This window comes from Microbacterium oxydans (genome assembly GCF_900095745.1).
Taxonomy (GTDB): domain Bacteria; phylum Actinomycetota; class Actinomycetes; order Actinomycetales; family Microbacteriaceae; genus Microbacterium; species Microbacterium oxydans_B.
Genome location: NZ_FMIR01000019.1, coordinates 121,978 through 143,836, shown reverse-complemented (window position 1 = coordinate 143,836; position 21,859 = coordinate 121,978). Strand labels below are relative to the sequence as shown.

At 68.1% G+C, this 21,859-nt stretch carries 20 protein-coding genes and 1 tRNA gene; 8 read left to right on the top strand and 13 right to left on the bottom strand.

The window, feature by feature from the left end:
• Positions 1–2: 2 nt before the first annotated feature.
• The gene (locus BQ2383_RS16220; RefSeq protein ID WP_091036290.1) at positions 3–1,298 is read right to left on the bottom strand and encodes a M20/M25/M40 family metallo-hydrolase; all 1,296 of its coding nucleotides are present in this window, start codon (positions 1,296–1,298) and stop codon (positions 3–5) included.
• Positions 1,299–1,410: 112 nt separating this feature from the next.
• Here BQ2383_RS16220 and BQ2383_RS16215 point away from each other — a divergent pair.
• Both BQ2383_RS16215 and BQ2383_RS16210 read left to right on the top strand, forming a co-directional pair.
• Positions 1,411–1,493: transfer RNA gene (locus BQ2383_RS16215), tRNA-Leu, on the top strand.
• Positions 1,494–1,637: 144 nt separating this feature from the next.
• Entirely contained in the window at positions 1,638–2,978 is a 1,341-nt protein-coding gene (locus BQ2383_RS16210) for a DUF1254 domain-containing protein (RefSeq protein ID WP_091036288.1), read from the top strand.
• A 15-nt stretch (positions 2,979–2,993) separates the two neighbouring features.
• Here BQ2383_RS16210 and BQ2383_RS16205 read toward each other — a convergent pair whose 3' ends face one another.
• Together BQ2383_RS16205 and BQ2383_RS16200 are read right to left on the bottom strand one after the other, a co-directional pair.
• Positions 2,994–4,091, bottom strand: a complete 1,098-nt coding sequence (locus BQ2383_RS16205) for a VIT1/CCC1 transporter family protein (RefSeq protein ID WP_091036285.1) — start codon at positions 4,089–4,091, stop codon at positions 2,994–2,996.
• 145 nt (positions 4,092–4,236) lie between these two features.
• Positions 4,237–5,979: a DEAD/DEAH box helicase gene (locus BQ2383_RS16200; RefSeq protein WP_091037598.1), complete on the bottom strand. Its 1,743-nt coding sequence runs from the start codon at positions 5,977–5,979 to the stop codon at positions 4,237–4,239.
• Between the two features lie 148 nt (positions 5,980–6,127).
• On the opposite strand from BQ2383_RS16200, the gene BQ2383_RS16195 reads away from it, so the two are divergent.
• Positions 6,128–6,955: an SGNH/GDSL hydrolase family protein gene (locus tag BQ2383_RS16195; RefSeq protein WP_091036281.1), complete on the top strand. Its 828-nt coding sequence runs from the start codon at positions 6,128–6,130 to the stop codon at positions 6,953–6,955.
• Positions 6,956–6,961: 6 nt separating this feature from the next.
• Here the strand turns inward: BQ2383_RS16195 and BQ2383_RS16190 are convergent, their stop codons facing one another.
• Positions 6,962–7,762 carry a TrmH family RNA methyltransferase gene (locus tag BQ2383_RS16190; protein WP_091036277.1) on the bottom strand — a complete coding sequence of 267 codons (801 nt, stop codon included), beginning with the start codon at positions 7,760–7,762 and terminating at the stop codon, positions 6,962–6,964.
• A 116-nt stretch (positions 7,763–7,878) separates the two neighbouring features.
• Here BQ2383_RS16190 and BQ2383_RS16185 point away from each other — a divergent pair, with 116 nt between their 5' ends.
• Together BQ2383_RS16185 and BQ2383_RS16180 are read left to right on the top strand one after the other, a co-directional pair.
• On the top strand, positions 7,879–8,718 hold the full coding sequence (locus BQ2383_RS16185) for a Sir2 family NAD-dependent protein deacetylase (protein ID WP_091036275.1): 840 nt from the start codon (positions 7,879–7,881) through the stop codon (positions 8,716–8,718).
• On the top strand, positions 8,715–9,302 hold the full coding sequence (locus BQ2383_RS16180; protein ID WP_091036272.1) for a histidine phosphatase family protein: 588 nt from the start codon (positions 8,715–8,717) through the stop codon (positions 9,300–9,302). Before BQ2383_RS16185 ends, BQ2383_RS16180 begins: the two co-directional genes overlap by 4 nt.
• Here BQ2383_RS16180 and BQ2383_RS16175 read toward each other — a convergent pair whose 3' ends face one another.
• From BQ2383_RS16175 to BQ2383_RS16155, 5 genes are read right to left on the bottom strand one after another with little or no spacing between them, the layout of a single operon-like run.
• On the bottom strand, positions 9,303–10,109 hold the full coding sequence (locus BQ2383_RS16175) for an HpcH/HpaI aldolase/citrate lyase family protein (protein ID WP_091036270.1): 807 nt from the start codon (positions 10,107–10,109) through the stop codon (positions 9,303–9,305).
• Entirely contained in the window at positions 10,106–10,594 is a 489-nt protein-coding gene (locus BQ2383_RS16170; RefSeq protein ID WP_091036267.1) for a MaoC family dehydratase, read from the bottom strand. The genes BQ2383_RS16175 and BQ2383_RS16170 overlap by 4 nt, the downstream gene beginning before the upstream one ends.
• Positions 10,595–10,635: 41 nt before the next feature.
• On the bottom strand, positions 10,636–11,784 hold the full coding sequence (locus BQ2383_RS16165; protein WP_091036265.1) for an acyl-CoA dehydrogenase family protein: 1,149 nt from the start codon (positions 11,782–11,784) through the stop codon (positions 10,636–10,638).
• Between the two features lie 2 nt (positions 11,785–11,786).
• The gene (locus BQ2383_RS16160) at positions 11,787–13,709 is read right to left on the bottom strand and encodes an acetyl/propionyl/methylcrotonyl-CoA carboxylase subunit alpha (protein ID WP_091036263.1); all 1,923 of its coding nucleotides are present in this window, start codon (positions 13,707–13,709) and stop codon (positions 11,787–11,789) included.
• 5 nt (positions 13,710–13,714) lie between these two features.
• Positions 13,715–15,268 (bottom strand): carboxyl transferase domain-containing protein, encoded by a 1,554-nt coding sequence (locus BQ2383_RS16155; protein ID WP_091036261.1) that lies wholly within the window; start codon positions 15,266–15,268, stop codon positions 13,715–13,717.
• Between the two features lie 111 nt (positions 15,269–15,379).
• On the opposite strand from BQ2383_RS16155, the gene BQ2383_RS16150 reads away from it, so the two are divergent.
• A complete protein-coding gene (locus BQ2383_RS16150) occupies positions 15,380–15,988 on the top strand; it encodes a TetR/AcrR family transcriptional regulator (RefSeq protein WP_091036258.1) in 609 nt (202 codons plus the stop codon).
• Here the strand turns inward: BQ2383_RS16150 and BQ2383_RS16145 are convergent.
• The 3 genes from BQ2383_RS16145 to pdhA are packed head-to-tail and all read right to left on the bottom strand — an operon-like array spanning position 15,981 to position 19,464.
• Complete coding sequence (locus BQ2383_RS16145; RefSeq protein WP_091036256.1) at positions 15,981–17,339, bottom strand: dihydrolipoamide acetyltransferase family protein; 1,359 nt, start codon at positions 17,337–17,339, stop codon at positions 15,981–15,983. The two genes, BQ2383_RS16150 and BQ2383_RS16145, sit on opposite strands and share 8 nt — an antisense overlap.
• The gene (locus BQ2383_RS16140) at positions 17,336–18,346 is read right to left on the bottom strand and encodes an alpha-ketoacid dehydrogenase subunit beta (RefSeq protein WP_091036251.1); all 1,011 of its coding nucleotides are present in this window, start codon (positions 18,344–18,346) and stop codon (positions 17,336–17,338) included. Before BQ2383_RS16140 ends, BQ2383_RS16145 begins: the two co-directional genes overlap by 4 nt.
• Positions 18,347–18,348: 2 nt before the next feature.
• Positions 18,349–19,464, bottom strand: a complete 1,116-nt coding sequence (pdhA, locus tag BQ2383_RS16135; protein WP_091036248.1) for a pyruvate dehydrogenase (acetyl-transferring) E1 component subunit alpha — start codon at positions 19,462–19,464, stop codon at positions 18,349–18,351.
• Between the two features lie 168 nt (positions 19,465–19,632).
• On the opposite strand from pdhA, the gene BQ2383_RS16130 reads away from it, so the two are divergent.
• The gene (locus tag BQ2383_RS16130; RefSeq protein WP_091036247.1) at positions 19,633–20,106 is read left to right on the top strand and encodes an Lrp/AsnC family transcriptional regulator; all 474 of its coding nucleotides are present in this window, start codon (positions 19,633–19,635) and stop codon (positions 20,104–20,106) included.
• Here BQ2383_RS16130 and BQ2383_RS16125 read toward each other — a convergent pair.
• Positions 20,078–20,977, bottom strand: coding sequence for an alpha/beta fold hydrolase (locus tag BQ2383_RS16125; RefSeq protein ID WP_091036244.1), 900 nt, complete (start codon positions 20,975–20,977; stop codon positions 20,078–20,080). The two genes, BQ2383_RS16130 and BQ2383_RS16125, sit on opposite strands and share 29 nt — an antisense overlap.
• Positions 20,978–21,043: 66 nt before the next feature.
• Here BQ2383_RS16125 and BQ2383_RS16120 point away from each other — a divergent pair, with 66 nt between their 5' ends.
• The gene (locus BQ2383_RS16120) at positions 21,044–21,769 is read left to right on the top strand and encodes a 3'-5' exonuclease (RefSeq protein ID WP_091036241.1); all 726 of its coding nucleotides are present in this window, start codon (positions 21,044–21,046) and stop codon (positions 21,767–21,769) included.
• Positions 21,770–21,859 lie beyond the last annotated feature (90 nt).

The following is a 21,859-nucleotide window of genomic DNA, read 5'->3' as shown; positions in this document are numbered from 1 at the left end:
GCTCAGTACGTGCGCAGCAGATCGGCCAGCACCCGCTGGCCGAAGACAAGCGATTCTACGGGTACTCGCTCATCGACTCCGTGGAACATGCCTGTGAAGTCCAAGTCAGCGGGGAGCTTCAACGGCGCGAAGCCGTACCCGGTGATGCCCAGGTAGGCCAGCGCCTTGTTGTCGGTGCCGGCGCCCAGGAGGTAGGGGATCACCGGCACGCCGGGGTCATGCCGGCCGATGCTGGCCACCATCGCCTCGACGAGCTCGCCCTCGAACGGTGTCTCCATGCCGATGTCACGGACGACCGTCTGAATCTCGATGTCGTCACCGACGATCTGCTGCAACTCGGCGAGCACATCGTCTTCGGTCCCGGGGATAACGCGGACATCGATGAGTGCCTCGGCACGCTCCGGAATGACGTTGTGCTTGTATCCGGCGGTCAGAGCCGTGGGATTCGTGGTGGTTCGGAACGATGACCTCAGGAACGCCTCCGCGGGGCCAGCGGCAGCGGCGAGGGCATCGGGGTCGTCGGCGCTGCGCCCGCTCAATGCGCTGAGTCCCTCCAGCAATGCCGTGGTCGTCGGCGTCAGACGGATCGGCCAGCGCGTGCGCCCGATCGCCGCGACGGCCTCCGCGAGCTTCGTCACGGCATTGTCATCGTGCAGGCGGCTGCCGTGGCCCGCGCGCCCCTTCGCCACCAGACGGATCCAGATCAGCGCCTTCTCGCCGACTTGCAACAGGTACGCACGTCGGTCATCGACAGTGATCGAGTAACCCCCGACCTCGCTGATCGCGGCCGTCGCCCCCTCGAACCACTCCGGGCGGTTCTGGACGACGAGAGCCGAACCTTCGACGCCCCCGTTCTCCTCATCGGCGAAGAACGCCAGGATGAGGTCGCGCTCCGGCTGCTCCCCCGCCCGCAGGATCTCGGCGACGGAGGTGAGGATCATCGCGTTCATGTTCTTCATGTCCACGGCGCCGCGTCCCCACAGCATGCCGTCCTGGACGAGGCCGGCGAACGGATCGACGCTCCAGTCGTCGGCCATCGCGGGCACGACGTCGAGATGACCGTGAACGACGAGTGCGGGTTTGCTTCGATCGCGGCCGGGGACACGAGCCATCACGTTCGTCCGGCGGGCGATCGGCTCGTAGTACTCGACATCGAGCCCGAGTTCCTCGAGGTAGGCGCCCACGTACTCCGCGGCCTCGCGCTCGCCCTTCGCATTCCCTCCGCCGAAGTTGGATGTGTCGAAGCGGATGAGGTCGCTGGCGATGCGCACGACCTCGGGAAGAGAGGGATCGGTCATGTGCTCCAGGCTATCGAAACCGCGTGCCACGCCCGGGCGTACCGCTCGGTTCGAGAGGCCGCGGGGAACGTGGTAATGTCATTCTTCGGTCGGCAACGATCATCCAAAACCTGCGCGGGTGGCGGAATGGTAGACGCGCTACGTTGAGGTCGTAGTGCCCGTAAGGGCGTGGGGGTTCAAGTCCCCCTCCGCGCACAGGAAGAAGAAGGCCCCGGATCCCCTGGATCCGGGGCCTTCTTCGTTGTCCGCAGGCGACGCGAGGCAACGCACGAGTGACCTCATCCGAGGGGGATGATCTCCTCCCCCTGCACGCGAACGGCTCTGGATAGCCTGATCCGCATGACAGCCCTCGATGCCGATCGTTCGACGATCACCCAGGCCTACCTTTACGGTTTCCCGCTCGTGTTCAACCTCGATCAGGTCACGCGCTACACGACCACCGGGGTCGGCGCCAACCCCGCCGCCCGGTTCAACACCTTCAGCCACGCTCGGACGCTCGCAGGGCCGGCAGACACGTTCGTCACGATCAACAACGACACGCTGTATTCGATGGCGCAGGTCGACCTCAGTGTCGGCCCGGTCGAGCTGCAGGTCCCTGACACTGCTGGCCGCTATTACGTCCTCCAGTTCGTCGACGCATGGACGAACAACTTCGCCTACGTCGGACATCGCGCGACCGGAACGGGCGCGGGGAGGTTCCTCCTCGTCCCGCCGTCTTGGACCGGCGACGCCGGAGATACGGTCGTGATCCGATTCCCGACGACGATCGCCTCGATAGTCGGACGCTGGGCAGTGAGCGGTGATCACGAGCTCCCCGAAGTACACGCACTCCAGGACGCCACGACGCTGACGCCGCGAGATCCTGATGCCGTTCCTGCAGGCCTCGCCGTCCCGGATCCCGACGTGCCGGGGAGCGCGCTCTTCCTCGAGAAGCTCCGCGTCTGGTCGCAGCAGTTCCCACCCGCACAGCGTGATCGTCCGTTGCAGGACTCGCTCGCCTCGACGGGGATCGCCGTGCGGGGCGCATCACCCTATGCGTCGATGCCGCTCTCCGACGCCGCGCGCCTGGTCGGCGACATGGATGCCGCCAAGGAGACCCTCCATACGATCCTGACGCACGGCTCCAGCCCGGAAGAGAACGGGTGGAAGCTCACCTTCCACGCCTTCGACTACAACCTCGACTACTTCGAGGTCGGTGCCCTGGATGACGACCGCTTCAAGATGACCGACCCCGAACTGCGAATCGCCGAACGCGCAGCTGCCGCACTCGGCGGCCTATGGGGCAACCACCCCTACGAAGCGGCGTACATCATGACGTACGTCGACGACCGCGGAGAACAGCTCACCGGTGCCCGGACATACACGCTGCGTCTGGACCCCGAGCCGCCCGTGTCCGCCTTCTGGTCGTTGACGATGTACTCCGTTCCGGAGTTCTACCTGGTGGAGAATCCCATCGCGCGGTACTCCATCGGCGACAGGACCCCGGGCCTGGTCCGCGATGCGGAAGGCGCTCTCACCATCACGATCAGCCATGAACGACCCGAAGATGCGACGGCGGCGGCCAACTGGCTTCCCGCACCGGCCGGAGACTTCCGGCCGGTGATGCGGATGTACGAACCCGACCCTGCCGTTCTCGACCGCCGATACACGGTCCCCGCGATCAATCGGGTGGTGGGGTGAGTCCGCGCACGCCGATCAGGCTGTGCCGACACCGAACACGAGGCCGAGCACGTACGTGATGGCGGCGGCGCCGAAGCCGATTGCGAGCTGACGGAGGGCGCGGCGCAGGGGCGGGCCGCCCGAGAGCACGCCCACCATCGCGCCCGTGCTCAGCAGCGCGATGCCGACCAGAATCAAGGCGACGATGATCGCCGTCGTGCCCTGGAGGCCGAAGATCCAGGGCAGGACCGGAATGATCGCTCCGGAGGCGAACAGCAGGAAGCTCGAGATCGCCGCCGTCCAGTCGCTCCCGACGATCTCGTGATCGTCTCCGGACTGGATGTTCACCGGACCCGTTGCCGCGCGGCTGACCCCCGCCTGCGCAGCCGAGACGATCCGTCGCGCGCGCGACAGCGACTCCTCCTGGTCCATGCCGCGCGCCCGATACACGAGCGCGAGTTCGTTCTCGTCGATGTCGAGATCGCCGGCAGCGGCATGGGCGTCCTCATTCGCCTCGGTCGCCGCGAGCAACTCGCGCTGCGAACGCACCGACACGAACTCCCCCGCACCCATCGACAGCGCGCCCGCCAGCAGTCCTGCGATGCCGCTGAAGAGGACGAAGCCCGAACTGACCCCGGTCGCACCGATGCCGAGCACCAGCGCGAGGTTGCTCACGAGGCCGTCGTTGGCACCGAACACGGCAGCGCGGAACGATCCGGACAGGCGCCTGCGTCCCCGCGCAGCGAGTCCGCGGACGACCTCGTAGTGCACCTTCTCGTCCGCGCGCATCGCGGGAGTCGCATACTGCTCGGAGTCGTAGGGCGAACGAGCCTCGGCACTCTGAGCGAGCGCGAGCACGAAGATCGACCCGAAGCGGCCCGCCATCCAGCCGAGCAACCGCGACCGGACGCCGGCACGCGGCAGCCGTGCGGGCTCTGCCCCGAGAAGGTCGAGCCAATGCTGCTCATGGCGGCGTTCGGCGTCTGCGAGCCTCAGGAGGATCTCACGTTCCTCCCCCGAGCGGCGCGCCGCGAGTCTCTGGTACACGGCGCCTTCGGCGCGCTCCTCGACCAGGTAGCGCGCCCAGCGCCGGCGATCGGCGGGGGTCGGGTCGGCGGCAGCGGGGGCTGTCATGGATCCTCCAGATGTGACGGTGCCCGGTGCGCGGGCAACCGTTCAACGCTAGCCGTGGAGTCTCGACGACACCCCGCTCAGACGCGGATTGACAGCATTTCGGGGATCCGAAGCAGCGCTCCGGAGCGGAGCCGTCGAGGTCGGATCAGGAGCGCACGCGCTTGCGCAGGACTTCGATGCGCGACTGCAGCTGCGTCACGGTCGCCTGCGCCACTGCCGGTCCTCCGCAGATGCGCCGGAGCTCGGCATGCACCGCGCCGTGCGGCTCACCCCTCTGCCGGGCGTAGAGGCCCACCAGACTGTTCAAGAGCTGCCGCTGCTCCTTGAGCGTGCGATGGAGGGGCGGAGGAAGCGTCGTCGTCTCGGTCGGACCGGCAGAGGCCTCGCGCACCTCTCGCAGCCGCGACTGTCGGGTCTGGCGCTGCATGAGCAGCTCGTGCACGTGCTCGGGCTCGAGGAGGCCGGGGAAACCGATGAACTCCTCCTCCTCGGGGGTGCCGGGCTCGGCCAGCTGTCCGAACTCCTGGCCTTCGAAGACGACGCGGTCGAAGTGCGCGACCGAGGAGAGCGCCTGGTAGCTGAACTCCTGCGTCAGGGCATCCGAGGTCTCCTCTTCGCGGTTGGCACTCTCGAGCAGGGAATCGTCGAGTCCGTCTTCTTCCTTCGACTGCCGGTCGAGCGCATGGTCGCGCTGCTTGTCCATCTCGTTCGCCAGGCCCATGAGCACGGGCACCTGCGGCAGGAACACGCTGGCGGCCTCGCCACGACGACGGGCCCGCACGAATCGGCCGATCGCCTGGGCGAAGAAGAGTGGAGTGGAGGACGACGTGGCATACACGCCGACGGCGAGACGCGGCACGTCGACACCCTCTGACACCATGCGGACCGCGACCATCCAGCGGGAGTCGTTCGCGCTGAACTTCTCGATCCGCTCGGAAGCGGTCGCGTCATCGGAGAGCACGATCGTCGGCTGCTGCCCGGTGATGCTGTGCAGGATCTTGGCGTACGCCCGTGCCACGGTCTGATCGGTGGCGAGCACGAGGCCACCCGCATCCGGCACATGGTGGCGGATCTCGGTGAGGCGGCGATCTGCGGCCGACAGCACGGCCGGCATCCACTCGCCTTCGGGATCGAGCGCCGTGCGCCAGGCCTGGGACGTCACATCCTTCGTGTTGTCCTGCCCGAGGTGCGTCTCGAGTTCGTCGCCGGTGGTGGTGCGCCAGCGCATCTTGCCCGCGTACATGTGGAAGAGCACGGGACGCACGACCCCGTCGGCCAGGGCTCGACCGTAGCCGTAGTTGTAGTCGGTGCGCGAGACGCGAGCCCCGGATTCGTCGGGGTGGTACTCCACGAACGGGATCGGCGCCGTATCGCTGCGGAACGGCGTTCCCGACAGCAGCAGGCGCCGCTTCGCGGGGCCGTAGGCGTCGCGGATGGCGTCACCCCAGCTCAGGGCATCTCCCCCATGGTGGACCTCGTCGAGCACCACGAGCGTTTTGGCATCCTCCGTCAGATGCCGATGCACCGACGACTTCGCAGCCACCTGCGCGTAGGTGACGACGGCACCGTGGTAGTGACGTGCGGGCGCCCAGTCGCTGTTGCGGAATCGCGGGTCGAGCCGGATGTGCACGCGCGCCGCGGCATCCGCCCACTGCGTCTTGAGGTGCTCGGTCGGCGCCACCACGATGATGCGGTTGACCTCGCCGATGCGCATGAGTTCGACGGCGAGGGTGAGGGCGAAGGTGGTCTTGCCTGCGCCAGGGGTCGCCGCGACGAGGAAGTCTCGCTGATCGGCTTCGAAGTACTGTTCCAGCGCCTCCTGTTGCCAGGCGCGCAGCTTGCTTGCGGTTCCCCAAGGGGCACGCTGGGGAAAGGACGGAGAGAGCATCGAGTCCACGATAATCGGTGCTGCGGACACTGTCGCACGTGCCGCACTTCTCGCGCGCGCCCCTCCCTCGGGCCGGCGCGTGCGGGTAGGCTCGGTCACTGCGCTGCGGCCACCGCCGCCCGGGCAGACGTTCGCGAAGGAGAGCTGGATGACCGACCAGGATTCGACTCGGACCCCGTACATGCCCAACGAGACCGCTCACCCGTGGCGACGCTTCGTCGCCGTCGGAGACTCGTTCACGGAGGGCATCGGCGACCCGGATCCGGCGCACCCCGGCAGCCACCGCGGCTGGGCCGACCGGGTGGCAGAGGTGCTCGCCGCCCAGGTGGACGACTTCGCCTACGCGAATCTCGCCGTCCGCGGGAAGCTCATCGCGCAGATCGTCGCCGACCAGATCGAACCGGCCGTCGCGCTGCGTCCCGACCTCGTCTCCATCTGCGCCGGGGGAAACGACGTGATCCGCCCGGGCACCGACCCCGACGCCATCGCGAGTCAGCTCGAGGATGCCGTGGCACGCCTCGCGTCCACTGGAGCGGCCGTCCTCCTGTTCACCGGCATCGACACGGGGTTCACTCCGGTGTTCCGTGCCTTCCGCGGAAAGGTCGCCATCTACAACGAGAACGTCCGGACGATCGCGGAGCGTCACGACTGCATCGTCGCGGATCAGTGGGCCCTCAAGGTCGTCCAGGACATGCGGTTCTTCGACGACGATCGGCTGCACTTCAACGCCCTCGGCCACCACGAGGTCGCACGCATGGCGCTCCGTGCGCTGAACGTCCCGAACGATCTCGAGGCCATGCAGCCCGAGCCGTACCCGCTGCGGACGTGGCGCGAGGCGCGATCGGAGGACCTCGGGTGGGCCCGCGAGCACCTGATGCCCTGGGTTCTGCGTCGTCTGCGGCACCAGTCGTCGGGCGACAACCTGGCGGCGAAGCGTCCTGATCCCTCGCCGGTCATCTTCCCGGAGCGCGACTGAAGCTTCTCAGCCCTTCACCGCCCACAGCGCCACGGCTGCTGCGGAGGCGACGTTCAGCGAGTCGACGCCGCCCGACATCGGGATCGTGACGACGGTGTCGGCGCTGTCGATCACCGTGCGGGAGAGACCGTCGCCCTCCGAGCCCATGACGAGGGCGACGCGCTCGGGGCGGTCGGCGACGTAGGCGTCGAGTGTCACCGCATCGCCGCGCAGCGCCAGCGCCGCGATGTCGAAACGCGCGGCATGAAGGTCTGCGACGGCAGCATCCCAATCGGTGATCCGCGTCCACGGGACCTGGAAGACCGTCCCCATGCTCACGCGCACGCTGCGCCGATACAGCGGATCGGCACCACCCGGCGACACCAGAACGGCATCGGCGCCGAGACCGGCCGCCGCACGGAACGCGGCGCCGACGTTCGTGTGATCGCCGATGTTCTCGAGGATCAGGACGACAGAGGCGCCGTCGATCACGTCTCGAACCGTCGGCAGCTCCGGGCGGTGCATCGACGCGATCGTTCCACGGTGTACGGCGAAGCCGGTCACCGATTCCGCCACATCGTCCGGGACGACGTACACGGGCACGTCGAGATCGCCGACGATTCCACGGATGTCCTCCACGCGGCGCTCCTGCACCAGCACAGAGCGCGGCCGATGCCCAGCTGCCACCGCACGGGCGATGACCTTCGTCGACTCCGCGATGTACAGCCCGCCCGCCGGTTCACGGATGGTGCGCAGCGCGGTGTCGGTGAGCCCGCGGTAGTCGTCGAGGCGCGGATCGTCGGCATCGGTCACAGGCACCAGTCGCATGCCTACCACTCTGCCACTGCTCGCACCTCCGCTCCGACGGCTCCCGGGCGCTGCACACGACCTGCGCCACGAGGCCGGTCCCCGCTCCACGCCGTAGACTCGCTCGAGGAGGTCCTGTGAGCGTCTCGAACACCGCCGAGCTGTCGGCCGCCATCTCCCACGCCGCCGAGTTGCTGCGTGGGAGGCGCATCGCCCTCTTGACCGGCGCCGGCATCTCCACCGACTCGGGCATACCCGCGTATCGCGGAGAGGGTGCCAGAACCCGCAGCGACCCGATGACGATCCAGACGTACCTGGGCGACGAGGCAGCGCGACGACGCTACTGGGTCGGCGGCCACCTCGGCTGGCGTGCGTTCGCGCGCGCGGAACCCAACGCAGGACACCTCGCTCTCGCACAGCTCGAGGCCGCGGGGAACGTCTCGGGCGTCATCACCCAGAACGTCGACGGGCTCCATCTGCGCGCCGGGAGCTCGCATGTGATCGAAGTGCACGGCACGATGCGTCGCGTCTTCTGCCTGCAGTGCGGTCAGGTCTTCGACCGCCGCGACATCGCGGTGCAGATCGAGGAGCAGAACCCTTGGATCACCATTCCGGAGAACGTGGCGCTCGGTCCCGACGGCGACGTCCTCCCCGAATCCACCGAGGGTTTCATCGTGCCGGTGTGCACGGTGTGCGGCGGAATGCTGAAACCCGACGTCGTCTTCTTCGGCGAGTACGTCCCGCTGGACCGGTTCCGCGCTGCCGAGTCGCTGCTGCGCTCCAGCTCCGCCCTCATCGTCGCCGGCTCCTCTCTGGTCGTGAACTCGGGCGTGCGGCTGGTCGAGCGCGCCAGACGCCGCAACATCCCTCTGATCATCGTCAACCGCGAGCCGACGCGTGCGGATGCCTGGGCTGATGTCACCATCGCCGCCGGCACCAGCGACGTGCTCCCCGCACTCCAGGAACTGCTCTCGTGACCCACCTCACCCTCATCCGCCATGGCCAGACCGATTGGAACCTCGCTCGACGAATCCAGGGCTCGACCGACATCCCGTTGAACGAGACCGGGCGAGAAGATGCGCGGAGGGCGGCCGAGAACCTCGCCGCCAGCACGCATCACGCGGTCTACACCAGTCCGCTGCTGCGCGCCAAGGAGACGGCCGAGATCATCGCCGACCGGCTCGGGCTCGAGGTCGTCGGCGTGGTCCCCGACATCCGGGAACGCGAGTTCGGCGACGGTGAGGGCCTGCAGGTCGAGGACTACATCTCGACGTACGGCGACTGGCACGCCGAGGTGCCGGGGGCGGAGTCCCTGGAGCAGGTCGGCGAGCGTGCCATCGCTGCGCTCCACGCGATCGCCCGTGAGGCGCGACGTCGCTCGGCCCCGCAGGCGGAATCGGTCCTCGTGGTGGCACACGGCGGCGTGATCCGCGCCGTGATCGATCACGTCTCCGGTGGGACGCTCCCCCGCGACGGCGAGGTCCTGCGCAACGGGTCCGCACACCGCTTCGTCGCGGCGCCCGGCTACCTGCGACTCCTCGAGGAGTCGCAGGTCGTCTGATCAGCTGACGCGGGAGACGACCGATCGCGCGTGCCGGAGCACCGGTTCGTCGATCATGCGCCCCTCGAAGCGGAACACGCCGCGCTCCGTGGCCGCAGCCGCGAGCACCGCCCGCGCCCAGGACACCGCATGGTCGTCCGGCCGATACGCAGCCCTGATCGCCGTCACCTGGTTCGGATGGATGCAGGCCGTGGCTTGGAACCCCGAGGCGGCGGCGTCCATCGCCTCGCGCTGCAGCCCCTCGGCGTCGTCGATGTCGATGTGCACCGCGTCGATGGCCGCTTTGCCGTGCGCGCCGGACTCGAGGAGGACACGAGCACGGGCGTACCGGGCGATATCGCGATAGCCACCCTCCGTATTCCGTGATGAGGTTCCGCCGAGAGAGGCCACGAGATCCTCTGCGCCCCACATCATCGCGGTCACCCGGGGGTGCGCGGCGATCCGGTCGGCCGCATGGATGCCGCGCGCGGTCTCGCACAGCGCGATCAGCGAGTACCGCTGGTCGAACGCATCGAGGCTCTCGGCGCTCTCTGTCTTCGCCACCATCACCGTGTGGAAGTCCGTCGCGGCGAGTGCGTCGAGATCGGCCGTGAACGCTTCGGTGCCTGGCGCGTTCACGCGCACGATGACCCGCGCGGCGTCGATGTCTGCATCGATCACATTTCGGCGCGCCACGGCCTTCCCCTCGGGGAGGACGGCATCTTCGAGGTCGAGGATGATCGCGTCCGCCCGGTCCAGCGCCTTGCGGAAGCGCTCCGGTCGATCCGCGGGGCAGAACAGAAGGGCCGGCCCGAGAGCGAAAGTCACTTGTCGAGTCCTTCCGAGAGGCAGTGGACGAGGACGGACCGCACCGCGGTCGCCACGACCGTGTCGTCCTGATTGCGTCCGGTGTGCGCGATCTTCACGATGCCCTGGCCCGGACGTGAGGACGACAGCCGCTTGTCGACGATGACGCTCTCGGTATAAAGGGTGTCGCCGGCGAACAGCGGGTGCGGGAAGACGATGTCGCCGAACCCGAGCTGTGCGACCAGTGTGCCCTGCGTCAGCTGCGCGACAGAGGCGCCGACCATCGTCGACAGCGTCCACATCGAATTCATCAGCCGCGCACGGAACGGGTCCTGCGCATCGGCGAACGCGGCGTCGAGGTGCAGCGCCTGCGTGTTCATGGTGAGCGTCGTGAACAGCACGTTGTCGGCCTCGGTCGCCGTGCGGCCTGGGCGGTGCAGGTAACGGGCATCGACCATGAACTCCTCGTAATACAGACCCCTCTGGAGGATGTCGTGCGTGGTCACTTCGACTCCGTTCGTCGCTCGGTACGGCGCATGGGGCCACGCTACCCGGCGAGTCCGAGTCCGCGCGCGATGACCAGCAGCTGGACCTCGGTGGTGCCCTCGCCGATCTCGAGGATCTTCGAGTCGCGGTAGTGGCGAGCGACCGGGAATTCGTTCATGAAGCCGTTGCCCCCGAAGATCTGGGTGGCGTCTCTGGCGTTGTCCATCGCTGCCTCCCCGCCCACCAGCTTGGCGATCGCTGCAGCCTCCGCGAACGGCTTCCCCGCATCCCGCAGCCGCGCCGCGTGATGCCAGGCGAGCCGTGCGGTGTGAACACGCGCCCGCATGCGGGCCAGGGTGAACTGCGCATTCTGGCGTGTGCTCAGCGCCGCCCCGAAGATCGTCCGGCTCTTTGCATACTCGACGGCGGCCTCCAGACAGCCCTCGGCCGCTCCGGTCGAGAGCGCGGCGATCGCGATGCGGCCTTCGTCGAGGATGCTGAGGAAGCTCCGGAAGCCGCTCCCCCGCTCCCCCAACAGGTTCGCGGCAGGAACCCTCGCCCCCTCGAACGTCAGGGGGTGGGTGTCGGAGGCGTTCCAACCGACCTTGTCGTAGGGGGCCTCGACCGTGAAACCGGGTGTGCCGTTCGGGACGATGATCGTGGAGATCTCCTTGCGCCCGTTCTCGTTCCCGGTCACGGCGGTCACCGTGACGAAGCGGGTGATCGGGGTGCCCGAGTTGGTGATGAACTGCTTGGAGCCGTCGATGACCCACTCGTCGCCCTCGAGGCGTGCGGTGGTCCTGGTCGCGCCGGCGTCACTGCCGGCTTCCGGTTCGGTGAGGCCGAAGCCTGCCAGCGCCCGCCCCGCGAGCAGATCGGGAAGGAACTCCTGCCGCTGCTCTTCGGTACCGAAGCGGTAGATCGGCATGGCACCGAGGCTCACCCCGGCTTCGAGTGTGATCGCGATCGACTGGTCCACCCGCCCCAGGGCCTCGATCGCGATGCCGAGCGCCATGTAGTCACCGCCCTGACCGCCGTACTCCTCGGGGAACGGCAGACCGAACAGGCCGAGATCGCCCATCTGCGAGACGACGTCCATCGACAGTGTGTGCGTGCGGTCGGCCTCATACGACTGCGGCGCGACCACCGTGTCCGCGAACTCCCGCACCATCGCGGCGAGCTCGCGCTCCTCCTCGGACAGGTCTTCCATGTTCAACTCTCCTCCGTCGTCACGCGGGCGACCGGTTGGTCACGCCGCACCTGATCGCCCACCGCGACCAGCAGGTGCACCACGCCATCGCGGGGTGCCAGCACCTGGTGCTCCATCTTCATCGCCTCGATCGCGACGAGTGGGTCGCCGGCCGAGACCGCATCCCCGTTCGCAACCAGCACGGCAACGACGCTGCCCGGCATGGGCGCTCGCCCCTCAGGCTCGGTCCTCGCCGATCCTGCTTCGCGCTGAGCGAGACGATGAAGCGTCCTGTGCCGCCTGTCGAGCGGGCGCAGACGCACCGTGCGGCCTCTCTCCGACACCCAGACCGCGCCATCGGCGTCCATCTCGGCATGCACCACCCCGTGCGGGGCGGGCCCTTCCCCGGCGCCGAGTTCAACCTCTTCGTCGTCATCCGTGAGGGCCACGAACGTCGCCTCCGGTACGGCCGCGGCACCCAGCCTCCAGCCTGGACGCTCCCGCCACAGCGCGGTGGTCCGCAGCGGTTCCCCTGCTCCGGTGGCCGACACCTTCCTCGCCGCAGCCAACTGGGCGCGCGACGGGCGTTCCGCTTTCCAGGGCAGCAGCGTCTCGATGAGTCCGGTGTCGAGGTCACCCGCGACCACTCTCTCGTGTCGGCACAGGGTCCGCAGGAAGGCGATGTTCGTGTCGACGCCCAAGACCACCATGCGTGCGAGTGCCTCATCGAGGCGCGCGAGGGCGGCTTCACGATCATCGGCGAACGAGACGACCTTCGCGATCATCGGGTCGTAGAAACCGGTGACCTCGATCCCCGTCTCGATCGCCGAGTCCACGCGCACTCCGGGCGGCGGGTCGAACAGGAGGACCGTACCCGTGGAGGGCAGAAAGCCGCGCTCGGGTGACTCAGCGTACACGCGCGCTTCGACCGCATGGCCGCGCAACCGCGGCGTGACGTCCAGCGGAAGCCCGTCGGCCACTCGCAGTTGGAGCGAGACGAGATCCAGCCCGGTGACCTCCTCGGTGACGGGATGCTCCACCTGGAGTCGCGTGTTCATCTCGATGAAGAAGACCTCGTCCGGCGCGTCGGCATCGATGAGGAACTCGACCGTGCCGGCGCCGACGTACTCGACGCTCTCCGCTGCCAGAACGGCCGCCTCGAGCAGCCGCTCCCTCGTGTGCGCGGGAATGCCCGCCGACGGCGCCTCCTCGATGACCTTCTGATGGCGACGCTGCAGCGTGCACTCGCGCTCGCCGAGGGCGATGACCGTGCCGTGGGCATCGCCGAAGACCTGCACCTCGATGTGCCGTGGTCGACGGATCAGACGCTCGAGGATGAGCGAGTCATCTCCGAAAGCCGCAGACGCCACCCGACGAGCCGAGGCGAGCGCTCCGCGCAGCCCCGCGGGATCGGTCACGACCTCCATGCCCTTTCCCCCACCGCCCGCGCTGGGCTTGACGAGCAACGGGTAGCCGACGTTCTCCGCCTCCTCGGCGATCTCGTGGTCGGACAGGCCTTTGGCGTCGAAGCCCGGGACCACCGGAACTCCGTGGCGTAGCACATGCTCGCGGGCGCGGGCCTTGTCTCCCATGATCTGCAGAGCATCGACGGAGGGGCCGATGAAGACGATGCCGCTCTCGGCGCAGGCCTCGGCGAGGCCGACGCTCTCGGAGAGGAACCCGTAGCCGGGATGGATCGCCTGTGCACCGGTGCTGCGGGCGGCGGCGATCACCGCATCGATGTCGAGGTAGGACTCGACGGCGGGAGCAGGACCGATCCGTACGGCCAGATCCGCTTCGCGGACGTGAGGTGCCGACGCATCCGCGTCGCTGTACACGGCGACGCTGCGGATCCCGAGGGTGCGGAGAGTGCGGATGACTCGACGGGCGATCTCGCCACGATTGGCGACGAGGACGGTGTGGAAGGAAACGGTCGGTGATGACATGGCACTCACATCCGGAAGACGCCGAAGCGCGGTTCGGGCAGCGGGCTGCGGGCGACGACGTCGAGCGCGAGCCCGAGCAGGTCGCGGGTCTGCGCGGGATCGACGATGCCGTCGTCCCACAGCCGTGCCGTGGCGTAATAGGGCTCGCCCTGGCGCTCGTACTGCTCGCGGATGGGTGCTTCGAACTCGCCACGCTCCTCGGTGCTCCACGACTCGCCACGCGCGGACAACTGGTCTTCCTTGACCGTGGCGAGGACGGATGCCGCCTGTGTTCCGCCCATCACGGAGATGCGGCTCGCCGGCCAGGTCCAGAGGAATCGCGGCGAGTACGCCCGTCCGCACATCGAGTAGTTGCCGGCGCCGAACGAGCCCCCGATGATGACGGTGAGTTTCGGCACCCTCGTGCTCGCCACGGCCGTGACCATCTTCGCGCCGTCCTTGGCGATTCCACCCGCCTCGGCATCGGAGCCCACCATGAACCCCGTGATGTTCTGCAGGAACAACAGGGGGATCCCGCGCTGATCGCACAGTTCGATGAAGTGCGCTCCCTTGAGTGCGGATTCGCTGAACAGCACGCCATTGTTCGCGACGATGCCCACGGGGTGCCCGTGGAGTCGGGCGAATCCCGTGACCAGCGTGGTGCCGTACTCAGGCTTGAACTCGAGGAACGTGTCACCGTCGATGAGGCGCGAGATGACCTCGTGCACGTCGTACGCGGCGTTCACGTCGACGGGAACGGCGTCGTACAGACTCGACAGCTCGGATGGCTGGCGGCTGCTCAGAACCTCCCATGCGGGTGCCGCAGGAGCGGGAAGAGTGGCGACGATGTCGCGCAGGATCTCGAGCGCGTGCTCGTCGTCTTCCGCAAGATGGTCAACGACACCGCTCCGGCGTGCGTGCAGCTCTCCCCCGCCCAGTTCTTCGGCGGTCACGACCTCGCCGATCGCTGCTTTCACCAGCGGCGGCCCGCCGAGGAAGATCGTTCCCTGACCGCGCACGATGACCGTCTCGTCGCTCATCGCGGGCACGTACGCGCCGCCGGCGGTGCAGGATCCGAGTACCGCCGCCAGCTGAGGAATCCCCTCGGCCGACATCCGCGCCTGATTGAAGAAGATCCGCCCGAAATGCTCGCGATCGGGGAACACCTCATCCTGCTTCGGGAGGAATGCGCCTCCCGAATCGACCAGGTACAGACACGGCAGCTTGTTCTCGAGAGCGATCTCCTGTGCGCGCAGGTGCTTCTTGACCGTGAGCGGGAAGTATGTGCCGCCCTTGACCGTCGCGTCATTGCAGATCACCATGACGTGGCGGCCGTGCACGAGGCCGATACCGGCGATGACTCCGGCACCGGGAGCCTCGCCTCCGTACAGGCCGTCGGCTGCGAGCGGGGCGACCTCGAGAAACGGGCTGCCCTCGTCGAGAACCCGCGCGACCCGATCTCGCGGCAACAGCTTGCCCCGAGACACATGGCGTTCACGGGATGCGGCCGGTCCCCCGCGGGCGGCGACCGTGAGGCGCTCCCGCAGCTCCTGCGCCAGGGACTCCTGCGTTGCGGGCATCGTGATGTCCTCCTCGACTCACGTCCGCGCGGGCGACGCCCTGGCGCGGTGCATGCATATTCGGTTAGTGTGCACTAACCCGTTGATTCAGGTTAGCGAGGATTAACTGAGATGACAAGCCCGGTCACCGCCCGAGACCGCGCCAAGGCCGAACGGTCCGATGCGATCCTGCAGGCCGCCGCGCGGCTCTTCGCCGCGCGCGGATACAGCGGCGTGAGCCTCGAAGACATCGGCGCCGCCGTGGGCGTGTCCGGCCCGGCGGTCTACCGGCACTTCGCCGGTAAACAGGCATTGCTGGGCGCGGTGCTCGTCAAGGTGAGCGCGGACTTGATGAACGGCGGGCGGCGGGTGGTGGAGAGCACGCCGACCCCCGATGAGCGGATGCGCGAGCTGATCGCGTTCCATGTCGATTTCGCGCTCGGGAATGCCGAGGTCATCCAGGTGCAGGACCGCGACGTCGCCTATCTGTCCGAAGCGGATCGAGCCGCCGTCCGCCGTCTGCAGCGTGCCTACATCGAGCTCTGGATGGATGCCCTCGCCCCCCTGCAGCCCGCGGGCGACAGCGGAGCGGATCAGGAAGAGCTGCGCCTTCGCGTCCAAGCCTGCTTCGGCCTCATCAACTCCACGCCGCACAGCACGCGGGCGGCCGCACGGCGGCATTCCGCCACCGCGACCGTGCTGGTCGCGATGGCGGACGCCGCGCTTCGCGCGACTACCTGAGCAGCATCGCCCGACCCGGTTCCTCAAGGAGGTCCGCGACGTCCTTGAGGAATCGCGCGCCTTCCGCGCCGTCGACGAGCCGGTGGTCGAACGAGAGGCTGAGCGTCATCATCTGACGGAGGGTGATCTCTCCTCGGAACTCCCAGGGCTGACGACGCACCGCGCCGACCGCGAGGATCCCGGACTGTCCGGGTGGAAGGATGGGCGTGCCGGCATCGACACCGAACACCCCGATGTTCGAGATCGAGAAGGTGCCTCCGGCGAGTTCCGCCGGAGAGGTCTTCCCCGAACGTGCGACCTCGGCGAGCGTCCGCACGGCATCAGCCAGTTCGATCAGTGTCAGCAGCTCCGCATCGCGGATCATCGGGACGATGAGCCCACGATCCGTCGCGGCCGCGATCCCCAGGTCGACATAGTGGTGCTGGACGATCTCACCGGCGGCCTCGTCCCAACGGGAGTTGAGCCCCGGGGTGCGCCCCAGAGCGAGACACACAGCCTTCGCCACGACCGCCAGCGGTCCGATCCGATGCGCGTCGAGGGAGCGGTCCGCACGGAGTCCGGCCAGCAGATCCATGGTCGCCGTCACGTCCACCGTGTGGAAGACGGTCACATGAGGAGCCGTGAAAGCACTCTGCACCATGGCCGCAGCCGTGTGCTTGCGGACCCCGCGAATCGGTATGCGGGTCTCGCGCGCTCCATCTGCGGGAACCGCCGGGGTGAACGACGGCGCCGGGGCGGCGTGCACGTCGCCCGAGGCGGGGCCGCGGACTCCGACCCGCTCGGCGTAGGCATCGACGTCGGTGCGTGTGATCAGCCGATCTCCGACCTCTGCGGCCACGAGGACCAGGTCGATGCCGAGACGCTTCGCGTGCGCGCGGACCGGCGGCGTCGAGCGCGGTCGCTCCACCACGGAGTCGACCGCGGCGGACGGTGTGGCGTCGTGCGGCGCGGCTTCGAGCACGGAGGTGTCAACCACCGCTGGTGCTGCCCCGGTGCGGCGTGCGCGACGGGCAGGTCGTCCGGTGGAGGTGGGGGCGGCCCCGTATCCGACGAGGTTCGGCTGCGTCTTCTCCGTCGATTCCGGCACCGGCGCGGGAGCGGTCTCCTCGTCACCGACGACCTCGAAGTCGATCAGCGCGGCCCCCACGGCGACGGTCTCGCCGGCTTCGGCGTGCAGGGTCGCCACCGTGCCTTCGTACGGCGACGGCAACTCGACCACGGCCTTGGCGGTCTCCACTTCGGCCAGCGTCTGGTTGAGGGCGACCGGGTCACCCGGGGCGACCAACCACTGCACGACCTCGGCCTCGGCCAGCCCCTCTCCGAGGTCCGGAAGACGGAACTCCGCGATCATGCCTCTGCTCCCGTCAGGCTGTTCGGCCGATCGAGGACTCTGTCGACCGCATCCAGGAGTCGGTCGAGGTCCGGAAGGTGATACTTCTCGAGCTTCGCCGGCGGGTAGGGCACATCGTGGCCGGTGACCCGTAGCGGTGCGGACTCGAGATACTCGAAGCAGCGTTCCGTGATGCTCGCGATCACTTCGGCCGCGACACCGGCCTCGCGGGACGCTTCATGAGCGACGACGACCCGTCCGGTCTTCCGCACCGACGCGGCGACCGAGTCGTAGTCGACGGGTGAGAGGGATCGCAGATCGATGATCTCCAGCGATATCCCCTCGTCCTCCGCGGCCTCCGCGGCCTGCAGCGCGGTGGAGACCATCGCACCGTAGGTGATCAGAGTCGCATCCGTCCCGGTGCGCACGACGCGTGCCAGTCCCATCGGCGGTGCGTCTGCGAGAGGAGCCTCGAGATCGACGTCTCCCTTGTGGTGGTATAGCCGCTTCGGCTCGAAGAAGACCACGGGATCATCGGATGCGATCGCCTGGCGCAGGCTCCGGTACGCGTCTTCCGGGTTCGACACCGCGATCACCCGTATGCCCGCGGTATGCACGAAGTACGCCTCCGGAGACTCGGAGTGATGCTCGGCTGCGCCGATTCCTCCCGCCCAGGGGATTCGAATCGTGATCGGCATCTTCACACGCCCCTGCGTGCGATAGTGCAGCTTGGCCACCTGGGCGACGATCTGGTCGAAGGCGGGGTAGACGAAACCGTCGAACTGGATCTCGACGACCGGACGATACCCGCGGAAGGCGAGGCCCACGGCCGTGCCGACGATGCCGGACTCGGCGAGCGGCGTGTCGATCACTCTGGCTGCTCCGAACTCGTCGAGAAGCCCGTCCGTGATGCGGAATACACCGCCGAGCTTGCCGATGTCCTCGCCCAGGAGCACGACCTTGTCATCGTCGCGCATCGCCTGCCGCAGGCCGGCACCGAGCGCCTTTCCGAGGGTGAGCTCCGTCATGTTCACGCCTCGCTCTCGAAGGAAGCCAGGTACGCGGCATACTCGCTGCGCTGACGCTCGAGGCCGGTGTGGGGCTCGGCGTAGACGCCGTCGAAGACGGCGAGCGGCGGACGCGTGACCATTCCGAGGCATGCTGCCCGCATCTCCTTGGCGACGACGTCGGCAGCGGCCTGAGTTTCGGCCTCATGCTCGTCTGTGAGCTCGCCGCCGGCCCGGAGGTGCGCCTCGAGCCGCGCGATCGGATCGCGTCGTCGCCAGGACTCGAGCTCCTCCGCGTCGCGATAGCGCGTCGGATCGTCGGCCGTGGTGTGCGGCCCCATGCGATAGGTCACGGCTTCGATGTACGCCGGGCCCTTTCCTGAGCGCGCATGCTGCAACGCCCAGCGCATGGCGGCCATGCACGCGAGCACGTCGTTGCCATCGACCCGGAGACTCGGAATCCCAAATCCCGGAGCGCGCCCCGCGATCGGGTACTGCGACTGCACGGCGACCGGCTCGGAGATCGCCCAATGGTTGTTCTGGCACACGAAGACCACCGGCGCCTGGTACGACGCCGCGAAGATCATCGCCTCGTTGACGTCGCCCTGGCTCGTCGCTCCGTCGCCGAAGTACGTCACCGCCACCTCGTCGGCACCGTCGCGTTGGATGCCCAGGGCGTAGCCCACCGCGTGCAGGGTCTGTGCGCCGATGATGATCTGCAGAGGCGCGACCCCCAGAGCTGCGGGGTCGTACGCGGCGCCCTCTTCTCCACGCCACATGCGCACATAGTCACCCGGTTGGGCGCCACGGGCGTAGATGACTCCGGTCTCCCGGTAGCTGGGGAACACGTAGTCCTCAGGGGCGAGTGCCCGGGCGGTTCCGATCTGCGTCGCCTCTTGTCCCTGACACGGAGCCCAGAGACCCAGCTGGCCCTGCCGCTGAAGCGCGACGCCCTCGGCGTCGATGCGACGGAGGATGACCATGTCCCTCAGCAGGGATCGCAGCTGCGCAGCATCGACGTCGGCGACGAACGGATCCAGCCGAGGGTTCGAGACCCGGTGACCGTCCGGGTCCAGGATGCGCTCTGAGAGCTCGAGATCCTGGGCGGTGTCTGCGATGGGGGTGATCTGCGGTGACATCGTCGTCCTCCTCGTCGGCGGCCCTCGTGAGGCTCCGCACGCTGATGCCGGCGTCATCACCGACATGCTCTGAGAGTACGTCTGCTGAACACCTCGCTCAAGCATTCTCGCGACGCTTGAGCATGTTGCTCAATTTGATGGGAACTGCGACTGCTAGGGTTTGGCACTATGCCAGGACTGGACCGCATCGATCTCGAGCTTCTCGCTGCCCTCGCCGACGATCCGAGGATCACCATCGTCGCGCTGGCGGAGAATCTCGGGCTCTCCCGCAACACGATCCAGGCGCGGATGGCGCGCCTCGAGCAGAGCGGGATCTTCCTCTCCTACGAGCGGTCCTTCTCTCCGGACGTGCTGGGCTTCCCCCTGCAGGCGTTCGTGAGCATCGGCGTCCGGCAGACCGAACTGCCCCGCATCATCAATGAACTCGCGCGGATCCCCGAAGTCGTGCAGGCGCACGGTCTGAGCGGCTCGATCGACCTGCTCGCCCGGGTCGCGTGCCGAGACGCTCGACATCTCTTCGACACCGACGCCCGCATCCTCTCGATCGAAGGCGTCGAGCGCACGGAGACTTCACTCGCGATGGGCGAGGTCATCCCGTTCCGGGTCGCCGGTCTTATCGGCCTCGCCCGACGGGAATCCTGAGGAACCGACGAACGGCTCCCGCCGCCTCGGCCGGCGTCTCGTAGTGGATGAGGTGCCCCACGTCGGCGATCTCCACGAGTGTCGCGTCGGGGATCAGGGCCGCCAGCTTCCGTTCTGCCTCGATCGGAGTGATGTCGTCACGCTCTGCCGCGACGAGCAGGGTCGGAACATCGATCTCGCGAGCGAATTCGCGGACGTCGTGCGAGACACTCGCGACGAAGGCGTCTCGGAGCACATCCCGGTCCGAGAACCGAGAGAAGTATGTGTCGTGCTGGTCGTGGATGAAACGACGGAGCGCGGGATCCCTGGTCTTTGCCATCGTGACGCTCATCACGCGGACGATGATGCGGTTGCGCAGCAGCGCCGTGCCGAGTCTCTCCGGAAGGCGGGCGCCGAGAGCGTAGTAGAAGACGGCCAAGCGGGTCATGAGGCCCTTCGGCCCTTCCAGCGCCGGCGCCCCGATCGGGTTCAGCAGGATCAGGCGCGGAGTCCGCAGCCCTCGGGAGACTGCCGCTGCGGTCACGATCGATCCGAAGGAGTGGCCCAGGATAACGGCGCCGGGAGCGACTGCCGCTGCGAAGTCGGCGAGCCAGCCGGCGTACTCGTCGAGGTCGTGCCTGCGCCCGGGCAGGGGCGCCGACTCGCCGAACCCGGGAAGATCAGGCGCAACCACACGCACCTCGGGGAGGTACGCCAGCACAGGTTCGAGCCCGTGATGATCACCCCGGAAACCGTGCACCGCGATTACCGTCGTCTCCGCGTTCTCCGGCCCGTAGACCCAGTACGCCGTTGTCGCTCCACGCACCTCGACCTCGTGGCGCTGCACGGGGAGTCGACGAAGGCGGTCCGCATAGGGGGAAGGCACGGTCATGCTCCGAGTCTACGAGTCGCCGTGCGCCTTCTCCTGGATGTCTGCGGCCGCGCATAGCGTGAAGGCATGCCATCCGGTCCCCCGCTTCCTGCGTGGCTCACCCGTGTCGGAGTGTTCGATCTGGAGACGACCGGCGTCGATGTCGAGTCGGATCGCGTGGTCACCGCGTACGTCGGCGTCCTCGATGCCGCAGGTCGCCAGATCGCGGCCCGCACTTGGCTCGCCGATCCAGGAGTCCCGATTCCGGAGGGTGCGACTGCGGTGCACGGCATCACCACGGAACACGCTCGGGCGGAGGGACGGCCGTCGCCCGAAGTCGTCACAGAGGTCACCGCGGCCCTGCGGTCGCTGCTGGAGCAGAACGTGCCGGTGGTCGCCTACAACGCCGCATACGACTTCTCGCTGCTCGCGCACGAGGCCGCCCGGCATGGAATCGTCCCTCTGACCGACCCCTCCCCCGTCATCGATCCTCTCGTGATCGACAAGGCATACGACCGATACCGCCGTGGGCGACGCACACTCGAAGTGGTCGCAGCCCATTACGCGGTCGTGCTCGAAGGTGCGCATGAGGCATCTGCGGATGCGATCGCCGCCGGTCGCGTGGCGCAAGCCCTCGCTCGTCGCTTCGCCCTCCCCGCCACCTCGGCAGAGCTGCACACGAGTCAGATCGGGTGGGCACGTTCGCAGGCGGCCAGCCTCACGGAGTACTTCGTGAGCATCGGCCGACTCGATCCGGAGGAGTCGATCGACGGCAGCTGGCCCGTGCGATCGACGCGAACCGCCGCGGAGTGAGAGAGCCGAACCCCGCCCGAGCGTAGATGCGCTGTAGTCGACACACTGAGCTACGCTCCAGAGAGGCGCCGTCGAGTGGGATCGCGGCGC